General features: G+C 75.5%; 11 protein-coding genes. 7 read left to right on the top strand and 4 right to left on the bottom strand.

Annotated elements, in window-relative coordinates:
• Positions 1 to 28: 28 nt before the first annotated feature.
• Together FVE25_RS18640 and FVE25_RS18635 are read right to left on the bottom strand one after the other, a co-directional pair.
• Positions 29 to 1,393 (bottom strand): hypothetical protein, encoded by a 1,365-nt coding sequence (locus FVE25_RS18640; RefSeq protein ID WP_157248218.1) that lies wholly within the window; start codon positions 1,391 to 1,393, stop codon positions 29 to 31.
• Positions 1,381 to 2,085, bottom strand: coding sequence for a TauD/TfdA family dioxygenase (locus tag FVE25_RS18635; protein ID WP_157248217.1), 705 nt, complete (start codon positions 2,083 to 2,085; stop codon positions 1,381 to 1,383). Before FVE25_RS18635 ends, FVE25_RS18640 begins: the two co-directional genes overlap by 13 nt.
• 151 nt (positions 2,086 to 2,236) lie before the next feature.
• Here FVE25_RS18635 and FVE25_RS18630 point away from each other — a divergent pair, with 151 nt between their 5' ends.
• From FVE25_RS18630 to FVE25_RS18610, 5 genes are read left to right on the top strand one after another with little or no spacing between them, the layout of a single operon-like run.
• Complete coding sequence (locus tag FVE25_RS18630) at positions 2,237 to 4,378, top strand: hypothetical protein (RefSeq protein ID WP_157248216.1); 2,142 nt, start codon at positions 2,237 to 2,239, stop codon at positions 4,376 to 4,378.
• 15 nt (positions 4,379 to 4,393) lie between these two features.
• On the top strand, positions 4,394 to 8,149 hold the full coding sequence (locus FVE25_RS18625) for a CHAT domain-containing protein (protein ID WP_157248215.1): 3,756 nt from the start codon (positions 4,394 to 4,396) through the stop codon (positions 8,147 to 8,149).
• Positions 8,150 to 8,764, top strand: coding sequence for a hypothetical protein (locus FVE25_RS18620; RefSeq protein WP_157248214.1), 615 nt, complete (start codon positions 8,150 to 8,152; stop codon positions 8,762 to 8,764).
• A 1-nt stretch (position 8,765) separates the two neighbouring features.
• On the top strand, positions 8,766 to 9,425 hold the full coding sequence (locus tag FVE25_RS18615) for an RES family NAD+ phosphorylase (protein ID WP_157248213.1): 660 nt from the start codon (positions 8,766 to 8,768) through the stop codon (positions 9,423 to 9,425).
• Positions 9,426 to 9,429: 4 nt separating this feature from the next.
• Positions 9,430 to 10,485 (top strand): macro domain-containing protein, encoded by a 1,056-nt coding sequence (locus FVE25_RS18610; RefSeq protein ID WP_157248212.1) that lies wholly within the window; start codon positions 9,430 to 9,432, stop codon positions 10,483 to 10,485.
• A 36-nt stretch (positions 10,486 to 10,521) separates the two neighbouring features.
• Here the strand turns inward: FVE25_RS18610 and FVE25_RS18605 are convergent, their stop codons facing one another.
• Complete coding sequence (locus tag FVE25_RS18605; RefSeq protein ID WP_157248211.1) at positions 10,522 to 11,034, bottom strand: DM13 domain-containing protein; 513 nt, start codon at positions 11,032 to 11,034, stop codon at positions 10,522 to 10,524.
• A gap of 83 nt (positions 11,035 to 11,117) precedes the next feature.
• On the opposite strand from FVE25_RS18605, the gene FVE25_RS18600 reads away from it, so the two are divergent.
• Both FVE25_RS18600 and FVE25_RS18595 read left to right on the top strand, forming a co-directional pair.
• Positions 11,118 to 11,480, top strand: a complete 363-nt coding sequence (locus tag FVE25_RS18600) for a metalloregulator ArsR/SmtB family transcription factor (protein WP_157248210.1) — start codon at positions 11,118 to 11,120, stop codon at positions 11,478 to 11,480.
• Positions 11,477 to 12,013 (top strand): SRPBCC family protein, encoded by a 537-nt coding sequence (locus FVE25_RS18595; protein ID WP_157248209.1) that lies wholly within the window; start codon positions 11,477 to 11,479, stop codon positions 12,011 to 12,013. Before FVE25_RS18600 ends, FVE25_RS18595 begins: the two co-directional genes overlap by 4 nt.
• Here the strand turns inward: FVE25_RS18595 and FVE25_RS18590 are convergent.
• Positions 11,955 to 14,459: a LuxR family transcriptional regulator gene (locus FVE25_RS18590; RefSeq protein ID WP_157248208.1), complete on the bottom strand. Its 2,505-nt coding sequence runs from the start codon at positions 14,457 to 14,459 to the stop codon at positions 11,955 to 11,957. The genes FVE25_RS18595 and FVE25_RS18590 overlap by 59 nt on opposite strands.
• Positions 14,460 to 14,476: the final 17 nt, after the last annotated feature.

Below are 14,476 nucleotides of genomic sequence, written 5' to 3'. Positions count from 1 at the left end.
CCATGACGCCGAACCGTTCTTTAGCTAGCTAAAGTTTTTCATCGCGTATAGCTGAAGGCCACTGTACTACAAAGCCGGGCGAAGCCATTGATACTTCATCAGCATGAATGTCTGCGACATCTGCCATAAGTCGCTGCGCCGCGGGCCAGCGCCGGGTGAGCGCCGACCAGCGCCCGAGCAGATCCCGCCACAGCCGCGCGGGTAACGCGTGCCCGTCTCCGACCGGCGAGGGGCCGTGGCCTGCCGATGCGGGGCCGTGTCCGGCCAGCAGGCGGAGCGGGCCGGTCACATAGGTGGCGGCCAGCCGGGGGAGGTGGGCGAGGTCGGGCGACCGGTGGCCGGCGGCCCGCCGTACCGTGCGCCCGGCCTGGCGCAGCGGACCGGGGAAGCCCGGCAGGCGGCCGATCCGCTCGGCCAGGCCGTCCCGCAGGCAGGCGGCGACCTGGACGTCGCCGCGTTCCAGGCTCTCCAGGAGCGCGACCAGTTCCACCGCCATGGCGTAGGACTCGGCGGCCAGCAGCCCGTGCCCGAACTCGACCGGCCCCTCGCCCGCCAGGGCCAGGTGGTCGAGATGGGCGCCGTCGTGGATGCCCCGCCAGACCCGCCGGACCGGCTCGGGCCCCTGCCGCGGCACGTCGACCAGCACCGCGGGGTGACCGGGCAGGCGGATCCAGGTACGCCGGACCAGCCCCGCGAAGCGCTCCCCCGCGACCACCCGATGCCCCCTCCGGGCGGACGGCCGATACCGCTCACCCCACCGCAGCTGCGCCCGCGCCCGATCGGGAACCGGCACGAACCCATCCCGAGACCATGAGAAGCCGCCGGCCGCCGCACACCCAGACGGCAGCGCGTCGCAGAAGGCGGCCAGGGCCGCGCAGGCCCGCCAGGTGTCCTCCCCGACCGGAGGAACGGGCCCCGGCGGGCCGGCGTCCGGGTAGAACCCGGGCACCGGACCGGCCATCGCGCGCAGGGCACTCAGCCGCTCGGCAGCAGGACCGCCATGCCGTACGGCACCGGCCGCCACGACCTCGTCGAGCCCGGCGAAGGCGGCGGGTTCGCCCAGCACCGCGCAGGCCAGGGCCACCTCGGCCCAGCCGTACACGGTCCAGGCGGCGGCCTCGGCGCCGACCGCGGGAACCTCGGCGGCGGCGCGCGCCGCCTCCACGGCCCAGCAGCGAGCGGCGGCACCCGCGGCGCCGGCGGCCCAGCCTCCGGCGGCGGCAACGGCCCAGCGCCCGGCCGCACCCACCGCGCCCACCGCCCAGCGGCGAGCGGCGCCACCCACCGTCCCGGCCTCCCAGCCACCCATCACCCAGCGGCGGGCCGCGCCACTCACCGTCCCGGCGTCTCTGCCGCCCGCGGTCCGGCGGCGGGCGGTGTTCACGATGCCCACAGCCGTACCCGGAGCAGCAGCCGGCGCGGGTCGCGGAACCAGGCTCGGGCGTGCATCGTCCGGTGGTTGTCGATGATGATCACGTCGCCGGGCCGGTGGTCCACGGTGACCGTCTGCGGCAGCACCTTGAGCAGGCGGGCGAACCACGCGGCCACCCGGCGCTGCTCGCAGGTGAGACCGGCCAGGTTGTCGGCCCGCCAGCGGATGGTCCCGTCGCCGGGCAGGACGGCCGCGGGCGGTGAGAGGCCGGCCACGGCGCCGCCGAACACCTCGGGGACCCGCCAGCGCCACTGCGGCGTGGCGAGCGTGTCCAGGAGGCGGGCGCCGAGGGGGTGTTTGCGGAGTTCCGCGGCCACGGCGGTGGCGCCGAGCAGCAGGGTCCGCCCGCCGTCGGCCGCGGGGCGGACGACGAACATGCAGATGACGGGCTCGGGGTCGGGCCGGTAGGCGGCGTCGGTGTGGAAGCCGGCCGCGCCGGCGCGCTCGGACAGGGTGGCGGCCGGGTCGGTACGGGAGGGCCGGACGGGCCAGATCTCGCGGCCGCCGTCCCGGCTGGACGGCACGCCGAAGTGGCCGGCCAGGCCGAGCACCGCCGCCGAGTCGATCTTGTCACCGTCGGCGAAGCGCCGTCCCGTTCTGAGCACCGCCCATCCCTGCCGGGCGAGATCGTGCTTGGCGCCGTGGATGTTCATGGGAAACCCCCTTAGCTCCTGTGATTCCAGGCAACCAGCGGGGCCGTCCGCGATCCGGTCGCATTCCGGTCGAAAGCCGGGCGACACATCAATTTATAGTTAAGTAGATTCTCTTCCCTTAAATTGACAATAGTCAGATATAGTGGATTTCATGATGCCGTCTGAGGTGTCGTCCGGCCAGGCGCAAGAACGCCGGCTCGCGGCGATCGCGACCGCCGCGGCGGAGGCTTTCCGGCAGACCGCCTACCACCAGGTGCGGGCCGAGGACGTGGCCGAGAGGGTCCGCCTGCCCAGGAAGGGCGAGCGGGGCGGGGCGCGCAGCGCGGTGTGGCTCTACAACGAGGTGCGCAGCCGCCGGGTCATGGTGGCGCTGGCGCTCCAGCACGCGTTCGAGGAGTTCGCCGCCGCCGACCCCGAACCCGAGCCGCCGGAGACGGTCATCGAGGCCGAGGCCATGGTCGCCGCCGCGCTCATGCGGATCGCCGCCTTCCACCAGACGGAGCGGTTCCTCGTGGGCCAGGTCAGGCTCGGCATCGGCGACATCTCCACCTCCGAGAAGCGCCCGGCCACCCAGCAGAGCCCGCCCGAGTGGCCGGACGGCCCCTATGGGCGGGCGGCGGAGTCGGGCTGGGACGGCAGGGTGACCGCCTACGCGCGCTACCTCGCCTCCCGGATCGCGGTGGCGATCTCCTCGGTGGCCGCCGCCCCGGAGAGCTGGGCCGTCGACAGCGCGGAACGGCTGTCCGAGGTGGCCTTCCGCGTGATGGCGGACGACACGGGCGCGGCGATCGAACGGCAGGCCGAGGCGCTGGCCGCGTACTGGTTCGAGCGTGACGTGGTACCGCTCACCGGGGAGTGGGTGAGCAGGCTGCGCACCGCTGAGCGGGCGGCCGCGCTGGCCGTACGCGACCACGCGGGGGGACGGGTCACGTCGGGCTCGCTCAAGCAGGTCCTGCACGTCCTCAACGAGGGCACGCCCCTGACGGCGCGCTCGATCCAGGTGGCCGCGGAGCTGACCGAGCTCCTCGAGAGCTCGGCGGAGGAGGGCCGGCCGGACGACGACGTGCGCCTGCTGTGCGACGTCACCAGCCGCCACGGCCTGTTGCTGCTGCGGCTCGGCGATCCGGCGGGGGCGATCGCGCGGCTGGAGCATTCGCGCGAGGTGGCCGCCCGCCTGCCCGACCGCGACGAGACCACCTCCTACGCGGCCCGCGCGGACCACAACATCGCCGACGCGCTGATCGCCCTGGGACGGACGACGGAGGGCGTCGAGCTGCTGGCAGCGGTCGAGGCGACCCGGACCAGGCGCCGTCCCGGTGAAGGGGCGGAGGCGCAGTGGCGCAGGCTGACGCTCACCCAACAGGCCGCCGCCAGGGCGGCCACCAGGGCCGGACGGGTGGGCCAGGGGGTGACGCGCGCCGAGGACGTGCTGCGCGACCGGGTCAAGAGGCTCGGCCCCGGTGACGTCAACACCGCCTCCGCGCGGGTCACGCTGGCCGAGGCGCTGGCCGCGGCGGGCGACCCGATCCACGCGCGCCGGCACCTGCTCGAGGCCATGAGCCTCCGCGCGCAGTACCTGCCCGCCGACGGCTACTGGCGCCAGTACGACAACGTACGGCTGGCCGAGATCGAGCTGGCCGCCGGCTTCCCCGTCCTGGCGGTCGTCACGCTGGCCGGGGCGGCGGTCAGCACGCCGTGGTTCGGCAGCCGGGTCTCCGGGCGGCTGTGGGAGGAGGGGGCGATCGTCCGCGCCGAGGCGCTGGTGGCCTGCGGGGAGGCGGGGACGGCCCTCGGCCTGCTGGACGAGCTGCCCCCCGGCGATCGCGGGGCGGGACGGGCCAGGGCCGCGGCTCTGCTGGCGCTCGGGCGCCCGGAGGAGGCCGCCGACGTCCTGGCGCGCGTGGCCGCGGCCGAGCGCGCGCTGGGCGACGACTTCCCCGGCCAGGCGCGCACGTTCCTGCTGGCCGCCCGTACGGCCGACGCGCTGGGCCGGACCGCCGCGAGCGAGGAGTCCGCCGCCGCGCTGCAGGCGCTGGCCGGGACCCGCCTGGACGAGCACCACCCGGCGGTGCTGGCCGGACGGCTGGACACCGCGGCGCGGCGGGCGGCGACCGGCGCGATCGGCGAGGCGGCGGAGCTGCTGGAGCCGCTGCTGTCCCGCATCCCCCTCGACCACGCCCGCCCCGCACTGGCCGAGGGCAACCCGCTGCTGACCGAGGCCCGCGTGCTGGCCACCCGGCTGGGCGCCCCGGTGCCGGCCGCCTCCACCGCACAGCTCTGGGAAGACATCTGACGGAGGGCCCCGCCCATGAGCGTTTCGCCCGATTACGACGAGCTCCGCGATGAGCTGGGCGGCTCGCTGCCCGCCGATCCCGTCGATCGCGCCGCGCTGGCCACGGTCGCGGGTGACTGCGGTACGGCGTTGCGGCTGCTGGAGCAGGCGGGAGAAGGCCGGGGCCCCGGCGACCCGGCACTGGTCCGCGCGCTGGCCTGGACCAGGCTGGCCAGGACCGGCAGGTACGCGATGTGGCCCGACGGCTGCGGGGTGATCACGCCCGAGATGGAGGCGATCGAGCCGCAGATGGAGGCCGCGGAACGCGACAACCGGCGTTTCCTCGCGGCGAGCGCGCCCGTGGACAGCTTGGAGCTGCGCCTGGAGACGGTGGTGGTGAAGGACGTGCTGGCCGCGACCCCGGGCGCCCAGGCGGCGTTACGCTCGGCCGCCTTCACGGGCACGGGCCAGGACGCGATGGCCGGGAAGCTCGGTCTGCTGGCCGGGAAGCTGCTGCAGTACTACGACCTGCTGAAGAAGGACGCCCGGCACGACTGGACGACCGCGCTGATCGCCCGCTGCCTGGCGACGCTGTACCACGAGGCCGGTGACCTCGACACGGCCACGGCCAAGCTGGTGGACGCCCAGGAACGCAGCTACCGGATCGGCGACGCCTACGGCGTGGCCGCCACGCTCGTCAGGTTCGGCGACTGGGCGGCGGCGCCGCGTACTTCTCCTCTGCTCCTGGACCTCCTTCCGATGATCACCCTGGGCGCGGACACGGACCGGGCCCACGAGGAGGCCCACGTGCTCGAGCCCGACCTCGAGGCGGCCGAGGCGGTGTACGCGGAGGCCGAGCGGGTGCTGCGCACGCAGGACGCGGACGTGCCCCTGCGCCCCCGGGCGGCGCTCGCGCTGCGGCGCGCGTTCCTGAGCCGCCGCGCGGGCGAGCACGAGCGGGCCGCGACGCTCGCCGGGCAGGCCGAGCGCATGGCCTCGGCCGCCGGGGACCAGCGCCTGCGCTGGACCGCCCGGGTGCACCGGGCGCTGGCGGACCTGGCCGCCGGCGCCTCGCCCGAGCTGGACTCGACCGCCCGCGACCTGGCGGCGTGGGCCCGCGGGCCGGGCAGCATGAGCATCGGCGAAGGGCTCGGCGCGTTGTGCTCGCAGGCCGGGCACCAGGCGGGGGCCGCGGGCCGGTACGAGCAGGCCGTCGGCTGTCACCGGCTGGCGAGCGTGATCCACGAGTCGCTCGGCCTGCGGGGGTCGCGGGCGCAGGCGCTGACCGACCTGGGCGCGCTGCGCTACCGGGCAGGGGACCTCAGCGCCGCCCGGGCCGAGTACGAGCAGGCCGCCCTGCTGTGGGAGCGGCCGGCGCAGGAGCCGGAGGCGCTCAGGCTGTGGACGTGCGTCCGGCTGACCGCGCTCCTGGCGCTGCACGTGCACCCCCTCGACGTGCAGCGCAACGATCCGGACGCGGTCGAGCGCACGGCCGCCCGGATCCGGCGGGCGCTCGGGGAGCTGCGGCACGTCCCGGACGAGGAGGGCGTCGAGGCGGTCCTGGAGACGTCGCGCGCGGCGGAGCGCCTGGTCGCGGGCCTGCCCGACACCGGGCCCGTGGACCGGGACCTCGTCTTCGCCACCTGGTACCACCGCCGTGCCGCGCAGGACGTCCTGGCCTGGAGCGACGTGCTGGCCCCGTCGCTGCGCGGCCGGTCCGCCCTCGTGGCGGGCACGCCCGCGGACGGGCACTTCGCCCGCGCGGCCGAGGCGGCCCGCCGCGCGCCCGCGGGGCAGCGTGAGCACCTGCTGTCCTATGTGTACGGCGAGCAGGGCCGCCGCCCTGAGGCCGCGGCCGCCTACCGCCGCTTCCTCGACCTGGGCGGCGAGGTGGTGAGCGCGACGGCCGAGCTGGACAGCGCCGGCGTGGAGCGCGCCCCGGCCGCCGTCCGGCGGGACCGGGCCCGCGTCCATCAGTCCGCGGCCAGTGCCTTCGTCGCCTTCGAGTCCTACGACGAGGCCGAACGCGAGCTCGCCGCCCTGCGCGAGATCCTCGGCGCCGACTGGTGGGAGCGGGCCGACGAGCCGTGGTCCGGGCTGGAGATCGAGGCCGAGACCGCGCTCGGGCGCGGCGACCCCGCACGCGCGGTCAGCCTGTACGGCGCGGCCGTGACCCGCCTCGAAGGGCTGCGCCAGGGTCTGCGCACCGACGGCGGCCGGGTCGCGCTGGCCGACTCCGCGGCGGTCTCCCGGGTGCGGTTCGGCGCGGCCCGCGCGCTGATGGCGCTGCGGGAGGCGGCGCTGGCCCAGGGGCGGGCCGACGCGGCGCACCGGCACGCCGAGGAGGCGTTCGAGGCGTCCGAGCGGGCCCGCGCCCGGGCGTTCCTGGACCTGCTGCACTCCCGCTGGACGACGGACCTGGCCGAGACGCCCGAGCTGGCGGCGTGGCGCCTGGCTTCGGCCGAGGTGACGCTGCTGCGCCGCACCGCCGAGGAACGGGCCGCCGCGGGCGGGGCGGCGCCGCTGGAGGAGCTACGGGCGGCGCAGGACCGGCTCGCGGCGATCGAGACCCGGCTCAGCGAGGAGCGCCCGCGGCTGTGGCGCTCGCTGGACCTGGCGGCCGAGCCCGCAGGGTTGTCCGAGGTGGTGGCCGCGCTGCCCCGCCGTACCGTGATGCTCGCCTACCACCTGCGCAAGACGCGCCTGATGGCCTGGGCGGTCTCCGGCGAGGGGCTGCTGGCGGCGGGCGCCTGGACCTGCGACGACCTCGAACGGCAGGCGGGCACGTTTGACGGGGCCTGCCGTACCCCCGGCGGCGATCCCGAAGAGGCGGGGCGGCGGCTGGCGGCCATGCTGCTCGTGCCGATGAAGGAGGCGCTGGACGGGCACCCGAACGTCGTGATCGTCCCCTCGGGCATCCTTCACACGGTGAGCTTCGCGGCCCTCCCCTGGTACGGCGGGCGGCTCGGCGACCGGCGGACGCTGAGCACGGTGCCCAGCGCCAGCACGCTGCCCATGCTCAAGGCCGCGGCGCCGCCTTCACCCGGTGGGCTGCTCGTGCTCGGGGATCCGGAGGGCATGACGCTGCCGCCGCTGGACGGTATGCCGGCGAGCGAGGCCAGGCGGCTGCCGGCGAGCGCGGTTGAGGCGTGCGCGGTGGCGGGGGTGCACGGGCGGGGCACCGTGCTGATGGGACGCGCGGCGGGCAAGGAGGAACTGCTGGAAGCGCTGCCGTCGGCGTCGCTGGTCCACCTGGGCACACACGGCCAGTGCAGCGAGCGCGCTCCCCTGGCCTCGGTGGTGCTGCTGGCCGGCGGCGCGTCGCTGAACGTGGCCGAGCTGGCGGGGGTGAGCCTGGGCGCGGACCTGGTGGTGCTCAGCGCCTGCGAGACCGGGCGCGGCGGGCCTTCCCCCGGCGACGACGTGCAGGGGTTGCTGCGCGGGGTGCTGGCCTCCGGCGCCCGGGCGGCGATCGTGACGTTGTGGCAGGTGCACGACGTGGTCACGGCGATGATCATGGTGGAGTTCCACGCGCGGCTCGCGCGCATGTCTCCGGCGGCGGCGCTGCGGGCGGCGCAGTCGGCGTTCGCCGGGCGGAGCAGGGAGGAGCACCGGGCCGCGTACAAGGACCTGGTCGAACGGGCGCGCAACGCCGCCGCGGGCGACCCGGCACTGTCCGAGCGGCTGGAGGACGCGGTGTACCGCCTGGAGTCGCTGGATCCCTGGGAGTGGCTGGCGGACTCCGCCCACCCCCGGCACTGGGCGGCGTTCACGGCCGTCGGGGAGGCGTAGATGCTGGTCGCGTATCTCCTGGCCCGGCTGCCTGAGCTCTGCTCGCATCTCGACGAGCCGGCATGGCTGCTGGCCCGCCAGTTGCTGCTCCGGGTCCGGCTCGACGATCACGAGAGCGCCGTGCGCGCCTGGTCGGACTTCCTCGACCTGCTCAGGCGCCACCTGCCCGAGGATCACGAGGTACGGCTGCGCATCGCGGCCGAGCTCGGCCACCGGGGTCCGGCGCTCTCGCTGGACGACCTGGCCACCCTGCGGGAGGCACTGGCCGGCATGGCCGACCTCGCCGTGGACGAGGAGGTGTTCCGGGCCCGCGAGAAGCTGCTGGAGACGCCCGTGCTCGACGCCGGGCAGGTCCGCGACCCGGACGTGCCGGAGCTGCTGTGGCTGCCGCGCGGGGACGGCACCAAGGTCGCGCCCGCCTTCCAGTTCGACGCCGCGGGCGCGCTGCTGCCCACCGTGCGGGCGGTCAACGAGATTCTCGGCGCGGGCCTGGACCCGTGGGGCGCCGCCGGCTGGTGGCTGGGGGCCAATGCCCTGCTCGACGGCGTCCCGGCCAGGACACCCACCGACGCGCGGCTGGTCGAGGCCGCCGAGGCGCTGCTGGAGGACTGCTGAGATGCCCGACGAGAACCCGCCGGCCGGGCGCGGCTTCGTTCCCCACCGCGTCATCCTGCCGAAGGGGACGCCGCTGTGGCGGGTCCACAGCCGCAAGCGCCCGTGTGAGCAGTTCGTCGACCGCCTCCCCCGGCCCGGCCTGGCCGGCGGGCGGTTCGACGGCACGGCAGAGGACCGCTACCAGCACGTTTACCTGGCCTACGAGCAGAGCACCGCGCTGGCCGAGTTCCTGCTGCGCTCGGTGGGCTTCGACGGGGTGGGGCTGCGCCAGCTGCCGCACGTGACCGTCACCGGCAAGCGGCTGTCGCTGCTGGAGACCACGCGGGAGATCGCGCTCATCACCCTGTCCAGCACCCCTGCCCTGGCGGCGGTCGCCCAGGACGAATGGCTGATCCAGGCCCAGCCGCTCGACTACCCGCGCACCCGGCGCTGGGCGCACTGGCTGCGCGCGATCGACGAGGACGCGGCGGGACTGGAGTGGATCTCGCGCCGGAACCTGCCGCACCGCTGCCTGGTCCTCTTCCGGGACCGGTGCGGCCCCGCCCCGCTGACCCCTACTCCGCTGCACGTGGACCTGGACTCCGAGAGCGGTCTGACCTGGCTGAACGTGATCCTGCGCCCCTACCGGGCCTATGTCACCTCGCCCGTGGCGGATGGATGATCGCATGCCCTCGGTGATCAGGCACGCCGACCTCGTCGCGGAGCTCAGGACGGTGCGTGAGCGCGGGTTGCTGCGGCTGCGCCACTCGCCGCTGCCCGCCCTGGCCGCCGCGGCCGGGGCCGGCGACGAGGAGCTGACGCCGTCGGCGATCACCGCCCTGCTCGAACGGGTGGTGGGCGGCATGGCCGACGGCACGCTCGCCACCGCCTGCGCATACACGTTCGGGGTCGTCGCGGGGACCCGGGACTGGCCGGCCCAGAGCCGCAGGCGGCGCGCGGCCGAGGTGTACGCGGTCTCGCCGGAGCGGTTCCGCAAGCATCACGAGCACCTGATCGTGGAGTACGTCGCCGAGGAGATCCTGCGGCTGCACGACCGGCCCGCGGCCGAGGAGGGACTGCCCGTGGGCGCGCGCCGCCGGCTCACGCTCGGGCACGGGCGATGCCTCACGCTGTGCCGCATGCCGGTGCAGGCGCTGCGCGACGTGGACATCCTGGTCTCCTCCGAGAACGTGTACCTGGAGATGTCCAAGATCTTCAAGTCGTCGCTGTCGGCCGGCCTGCGCGCGGCCGCCGCCCGCAGGAACGAGGCCGGCGAACTGGTCGACGACGTGCTCCAGCGGGAGCTGCGGGACTGGCTGCGCGCGCACGCCCGCGAGGGGCTGGCCGTCGCGCCGGGCACCGTGGTGGCCACCTCTTCCGGCGAACTCGCCTGGACCGGGATCAGGCGGATCTACCACGCGGCGACCGCGATCCCCCGGACCCACACCAACGACTACGACGTGGATCCCACCGGGACGCTGCGCGCGGTGCGCAACGCCTTCCGGCTCGCCGGCCAGGAGCGCGAGACGTTCACCCCGCCGCTGCGCTCGATCTGCTTCCCGCTGTTCGGCGCCGGCCGCGGCGGGCTCGATCCGGCGACGAGCTTCGCCTATCTGTGGGCGGGGCTGGAGGCGGAGCTGCCGGGGCCGTGGGAGGTGCATCTGCTGACGCGCAGCGCCGCGAGCAGCGCGGCGGTGCTGCGGGCGCTGACCGAGCTGGGCGCGCGGCCGGCCGCGTCGTAGCGCGTCGCCCGGGTACGGGTCACGCCGCCCCCGGCCTCAGGCCAGGGCCGCGGCGCCGAAGGACACGCTGAATCGCTTGCACCAGATCGTCACGCTCTTGAGCACGCCGAGATCGGCGCCGGCGGGGATGGCGTAGTTCGCGTTGCCCTTGTTGCCCTTGAGATGGCCCAGTTCCAGCGTCCTGCCCTTGCCCACGCTGAACCAGTCGCCGGTCACCGGCTGATCGGTGAGCCAGACCCGCAGGTCGGGGCCGTCGGAGGTGGAGAGGTTCTCGATCCTCAGCACCCTGTCGCCGTTCGGCAGCCGCAGGATCGTGGCGGTGCCCTTGGTCGGGTGCTCGTGGCTGCGGAACCTGCCCCCGGCCAGCCTCTGGACCGCGGGAGCGCCGGCGGGCGCCGAGGCCGCAGGAGCCGGTACGGCGGGCAGCGCCTCGTTCACCTCGACCGTGGTGAACAGCCGCCACGGCTGGAAGAGGTACAGGCCGATCGACAGGACCACCGCGGCCAGGACGGCGACCACCCAGGTCACGGGCTTCCTGAAGAGGTTCATGACTCCAGGTAACACCCTCCTCCCCCTCCGAGGTCTTACGGCGCCCTTACGAAACGCGTAACCATCATGTTACGCTTTCCGGTATGGACGAGGTGGCCGGCGCGATCGCCGATCCGGTGCGCAGGGAGATCCTGCTCATGCTGCGCGCGGAGCGACTGTCCGCCGGGCAGATCGCCGGGCGTTTCCCGATCAGCCGGCCGGCCGTGAGCCGCCACCTGCGCGTGCTCAGGGAAGCCGGCCTGGTCCACGACGAGCTCGTGGGCAGGCAGCGCCTCTACGAGCTCGACACCCGGCGGCTGACCGAACTCGCCGCCTGGCTCGGCCAGTTCGCGCAGCCGTCCGTCTGGGAGCGCCGCTTCGACGCCCTGGAGACCGAGGTTTACCGGACCCGCCGCGAGCGCCGCACCGGCGAATCGGGCGGGCAGGCCACAGAGGAGACCGCATGAAGCCCACCGCGCAACTCCTGCGCGCCGGCACCGGCAGCAGACTGGTTCTCACGCGCACCTTCCGGGCGCCCATCGACGACGTCTGGGCCAGCCTCACGGAGTCCGAGCGCACCGCCCGCTGGTTCGGGCCCTGGGAGGGCGAGCCGGGGCCGGGCCGTACGATCAAGGTGCAGATGGTGCACGAGGACCAGGCTCCCTGGATGGACGTCCGCATCGACGCCTGCGAGGCGCCGCGCCGGCTGCTGGTCTCCTCGCTCGACGAGCACGGCGTCTGGCGGATGGAGCTGCTGCTGTCGGAGTCGGGCGGGACCACCCGGCTGGAGTTCGTCCACCACCTCGAGACCGAGGACAACCTGGGCGACGTCGGCCCCGGCTGGGAGTACTACCTCGACATGCTCGTGGCCGCGCGCGACGGCTCGCCGCCGCCCGCGTTCGACGCCTACTATCCCGCGATGAAGGCGTATTTCGAGGAGCTCACCCAAGCTCGTCCAGATGGGCCCGCAGCTCCGCCCGCCCCTGAACCCCCAGCTTGACGTAGACCCGCGACAGGGCGTTGTCCACCGTGCGCACCGCGAGCCCCAGACGGGCGGCGATCTGCTTGCTCGTGTGCCAGGGCGCCAGCAGGGCGATCTCCCGCTCCCTCGGGGTGAGGAAGTCCCGGAGCAGCCCGTCCGCGGCCAGCAGCGGCGTCCGCGCGCCCGGGCACTTGGCCCGCAGCTCGTTGGCCGTCGCGGTGAGCAACGGGCCGCGGGCCCGGTCGGCCCGGACCGCCGCGGTGGCCAGTTCGGCCGCGTGCAGGTGGTAGCCGAGCCGGTCGAGGGCGCCCGCCGCGTCGGCCAGCGCCGCGGAGTCGCGCGCCGCCAGCGCCCGCGCGGCCCCGGCCAGCTCGCGCGGGAGGGCGCCGGGCAGCGCCGCCAGCGCGGCCACGTCGGCGGCACCGCCCAGCCGTACCGTCTCGTAGCGCGCGAGCGCCTCCACGTACGGCAGGCCAGCGGCGGCGGCCAGGGCGGCGGCGCGGGCGGCGTGCTCGAGGGCCCCGGCGGTGTCGCCTCCGGCGCGGGCCGCCCAGGCGCGCCACGTCTCGACCCAGGGGGCGAAGATCTGGTTGGTGCCGTTGTCCAGCTTGTCGGCGCGGGCCATCAGGTCCAGCGCCTCGGCGTGCCGTCCCTGGACCGCGCGCGTCCCCGCCAGCGCGGCCAGGCAGCAGCGGTGTAATCGCTGGGTGTCGGCCTGCTCCAGCCCGGCCCGGGCTTCGCGGAGCAACGCCTCCGCCCGGTCGAGGCGGCCTTGGGCGAGCGCGACGACGCCGCCGAAGAACGCCCAGACGTTGACCGGGAGCGGCGCCTCGCCGTCCGGCCTGTTCCGGTACCCGGCGGCGGCGATGGCCGCGGCCCGGCCCGGCTCTCCCGCGGCCAGCCGGGCCAGGCAGGCGCCCGCCTCCATCTGGAACAGGCCGACCGGCAGGGCGGCGGTGTGGGCGGCGGCGACCGCGTGGCCGCGGGCGAAGATCCGCTCGGCCTCCGGCAGGCGGCCCAGGAAGCCCAGCGCGACGGTGGCCGCGGCGGCCGCCCAGATCGTCGCCTGGGCGCTGCTGTCCGGGTCGGCCAGCACCTGCTCGGCGAGGGGCACCACGTCCCGGCACCGGCCCGCGAACAGCAGCACGAACGCCCGCGCCGCCTCGACGACCGGGTGCCCGGCCACGAGGTCCCAGGTGGCCATGGCGGCGGGCAGGTCGCCGCGCGACCAGTACTGCACCTTGGCCCGGATCACCGCCCAGGCGACGCGCTCGCGCGGCTGGTGGGGCGGGGTCGGGGGCAGGAGTCCAGCGGCCTCGGCGCTGCGGCCCTGGTATTCCAGGATCTCGGCCATGAGCCAGTCCGAGCGCGGTCCGGGCTCGGCCGCGCGGAACGCCTGGGCCAGCCGTTCGGCCAGCGTCAGCCCGGCCCGGCCGACCGCCTGCAGCGCGCCGCCCCGCACCAGGTCCGCGCGGACGATGTGGCCGCCTTCCACCTGCCACAGCGCGGCCCGCAGCACGTCCTCGCCGCGGCGCATCGGCGTGGCCATCAGCTCGCGCGCGAGCGAGCGGTAGGTGCTGCGGCGGCGCGCCACCGGCATCCTGGCCCGCAGCACCTCGCTGAACAGCGGATGCTCCAGCCGCGCCTGCACCCGGTTCTCGGCCCGCTCGCAGATCACCACTCCGGCCTCCTCGGCCGCCGCCACCTGCTCGGCGCCCGCCCGGCGTTCCAGGAGGCTGAGCGGCACCGGCTCGCCGCAGGCCACCATCTCGACCACCGTGCGCACCGCGGTGTCCAGCCCGGCCAGGCGGGAGACGACGTGGTCGGACAGGCCGCCCGGCACCGCGCCGTGCAGCAGGTCGCGTAACGCGGCGGGATTGCCCCGCGCGGTCGCCCGCAACCGGCGGCGGGCCGCGACGTCGATCCGGCCGCCGGTGCCGTGGTCGATGAGCCGGTCCATCACCGCCTCGGGCAGCGCGTCCACGTGCACCACGCCCACCTGGCCCTCCACGGGCAGCCGGGCCAGGCAGTCGGCCGGCGCCTCCCCCGCGCGCACGGTCATGACCACGAACGCCGCCCGCGTGGTGATCAGGCCGGCGACGACCGCGGCGGAGATGTCGTCCAGCAGGTGCGCGTCGTCCACGCCGATCGCCACGTGCCGCCGCCCGCCCCACGAGGCCACCTGCCCGCGGATCGCACGGACCAGCTGGGCGAGTTCCGCGGCGATCGGGGTCTCCTGCGGCACCAAAGGTAGGAGGACTCCCAGGGGGATCCGGGCGGCGGCGCGGGTGGCGGCGATCCACTCCGACCGGCGGCCGAGGCGCTCGACCGCCTCCTGCGCCAGCCGCGTCTTGCCCGCCCCCGCCGCGCCGACCAGCACCATGCCGTGCGTTTCCGCACCTGCGAACGCCGATCGGAGCGCCACCAGCTCCCGCTGTCGTCCCTCGAACGGCCACCGACGCACCCGCGGATCCTGCCCTT

It is taken from the genome of Nonomuraea typhae (assembly GCF_009760925.1).
Taxonomy (GTDB): domain Bacteria; phylum Actinomycetota; class Actinomycetes; order Streptosporangiales; family Streptosporangiaceae; genus Nonomuraea; species Nonomuraea typhae.
Note: the sequence above shows the minus strand (reverse complement) of the source record. Positions and strands in the feature narration are given on the sequence as shown.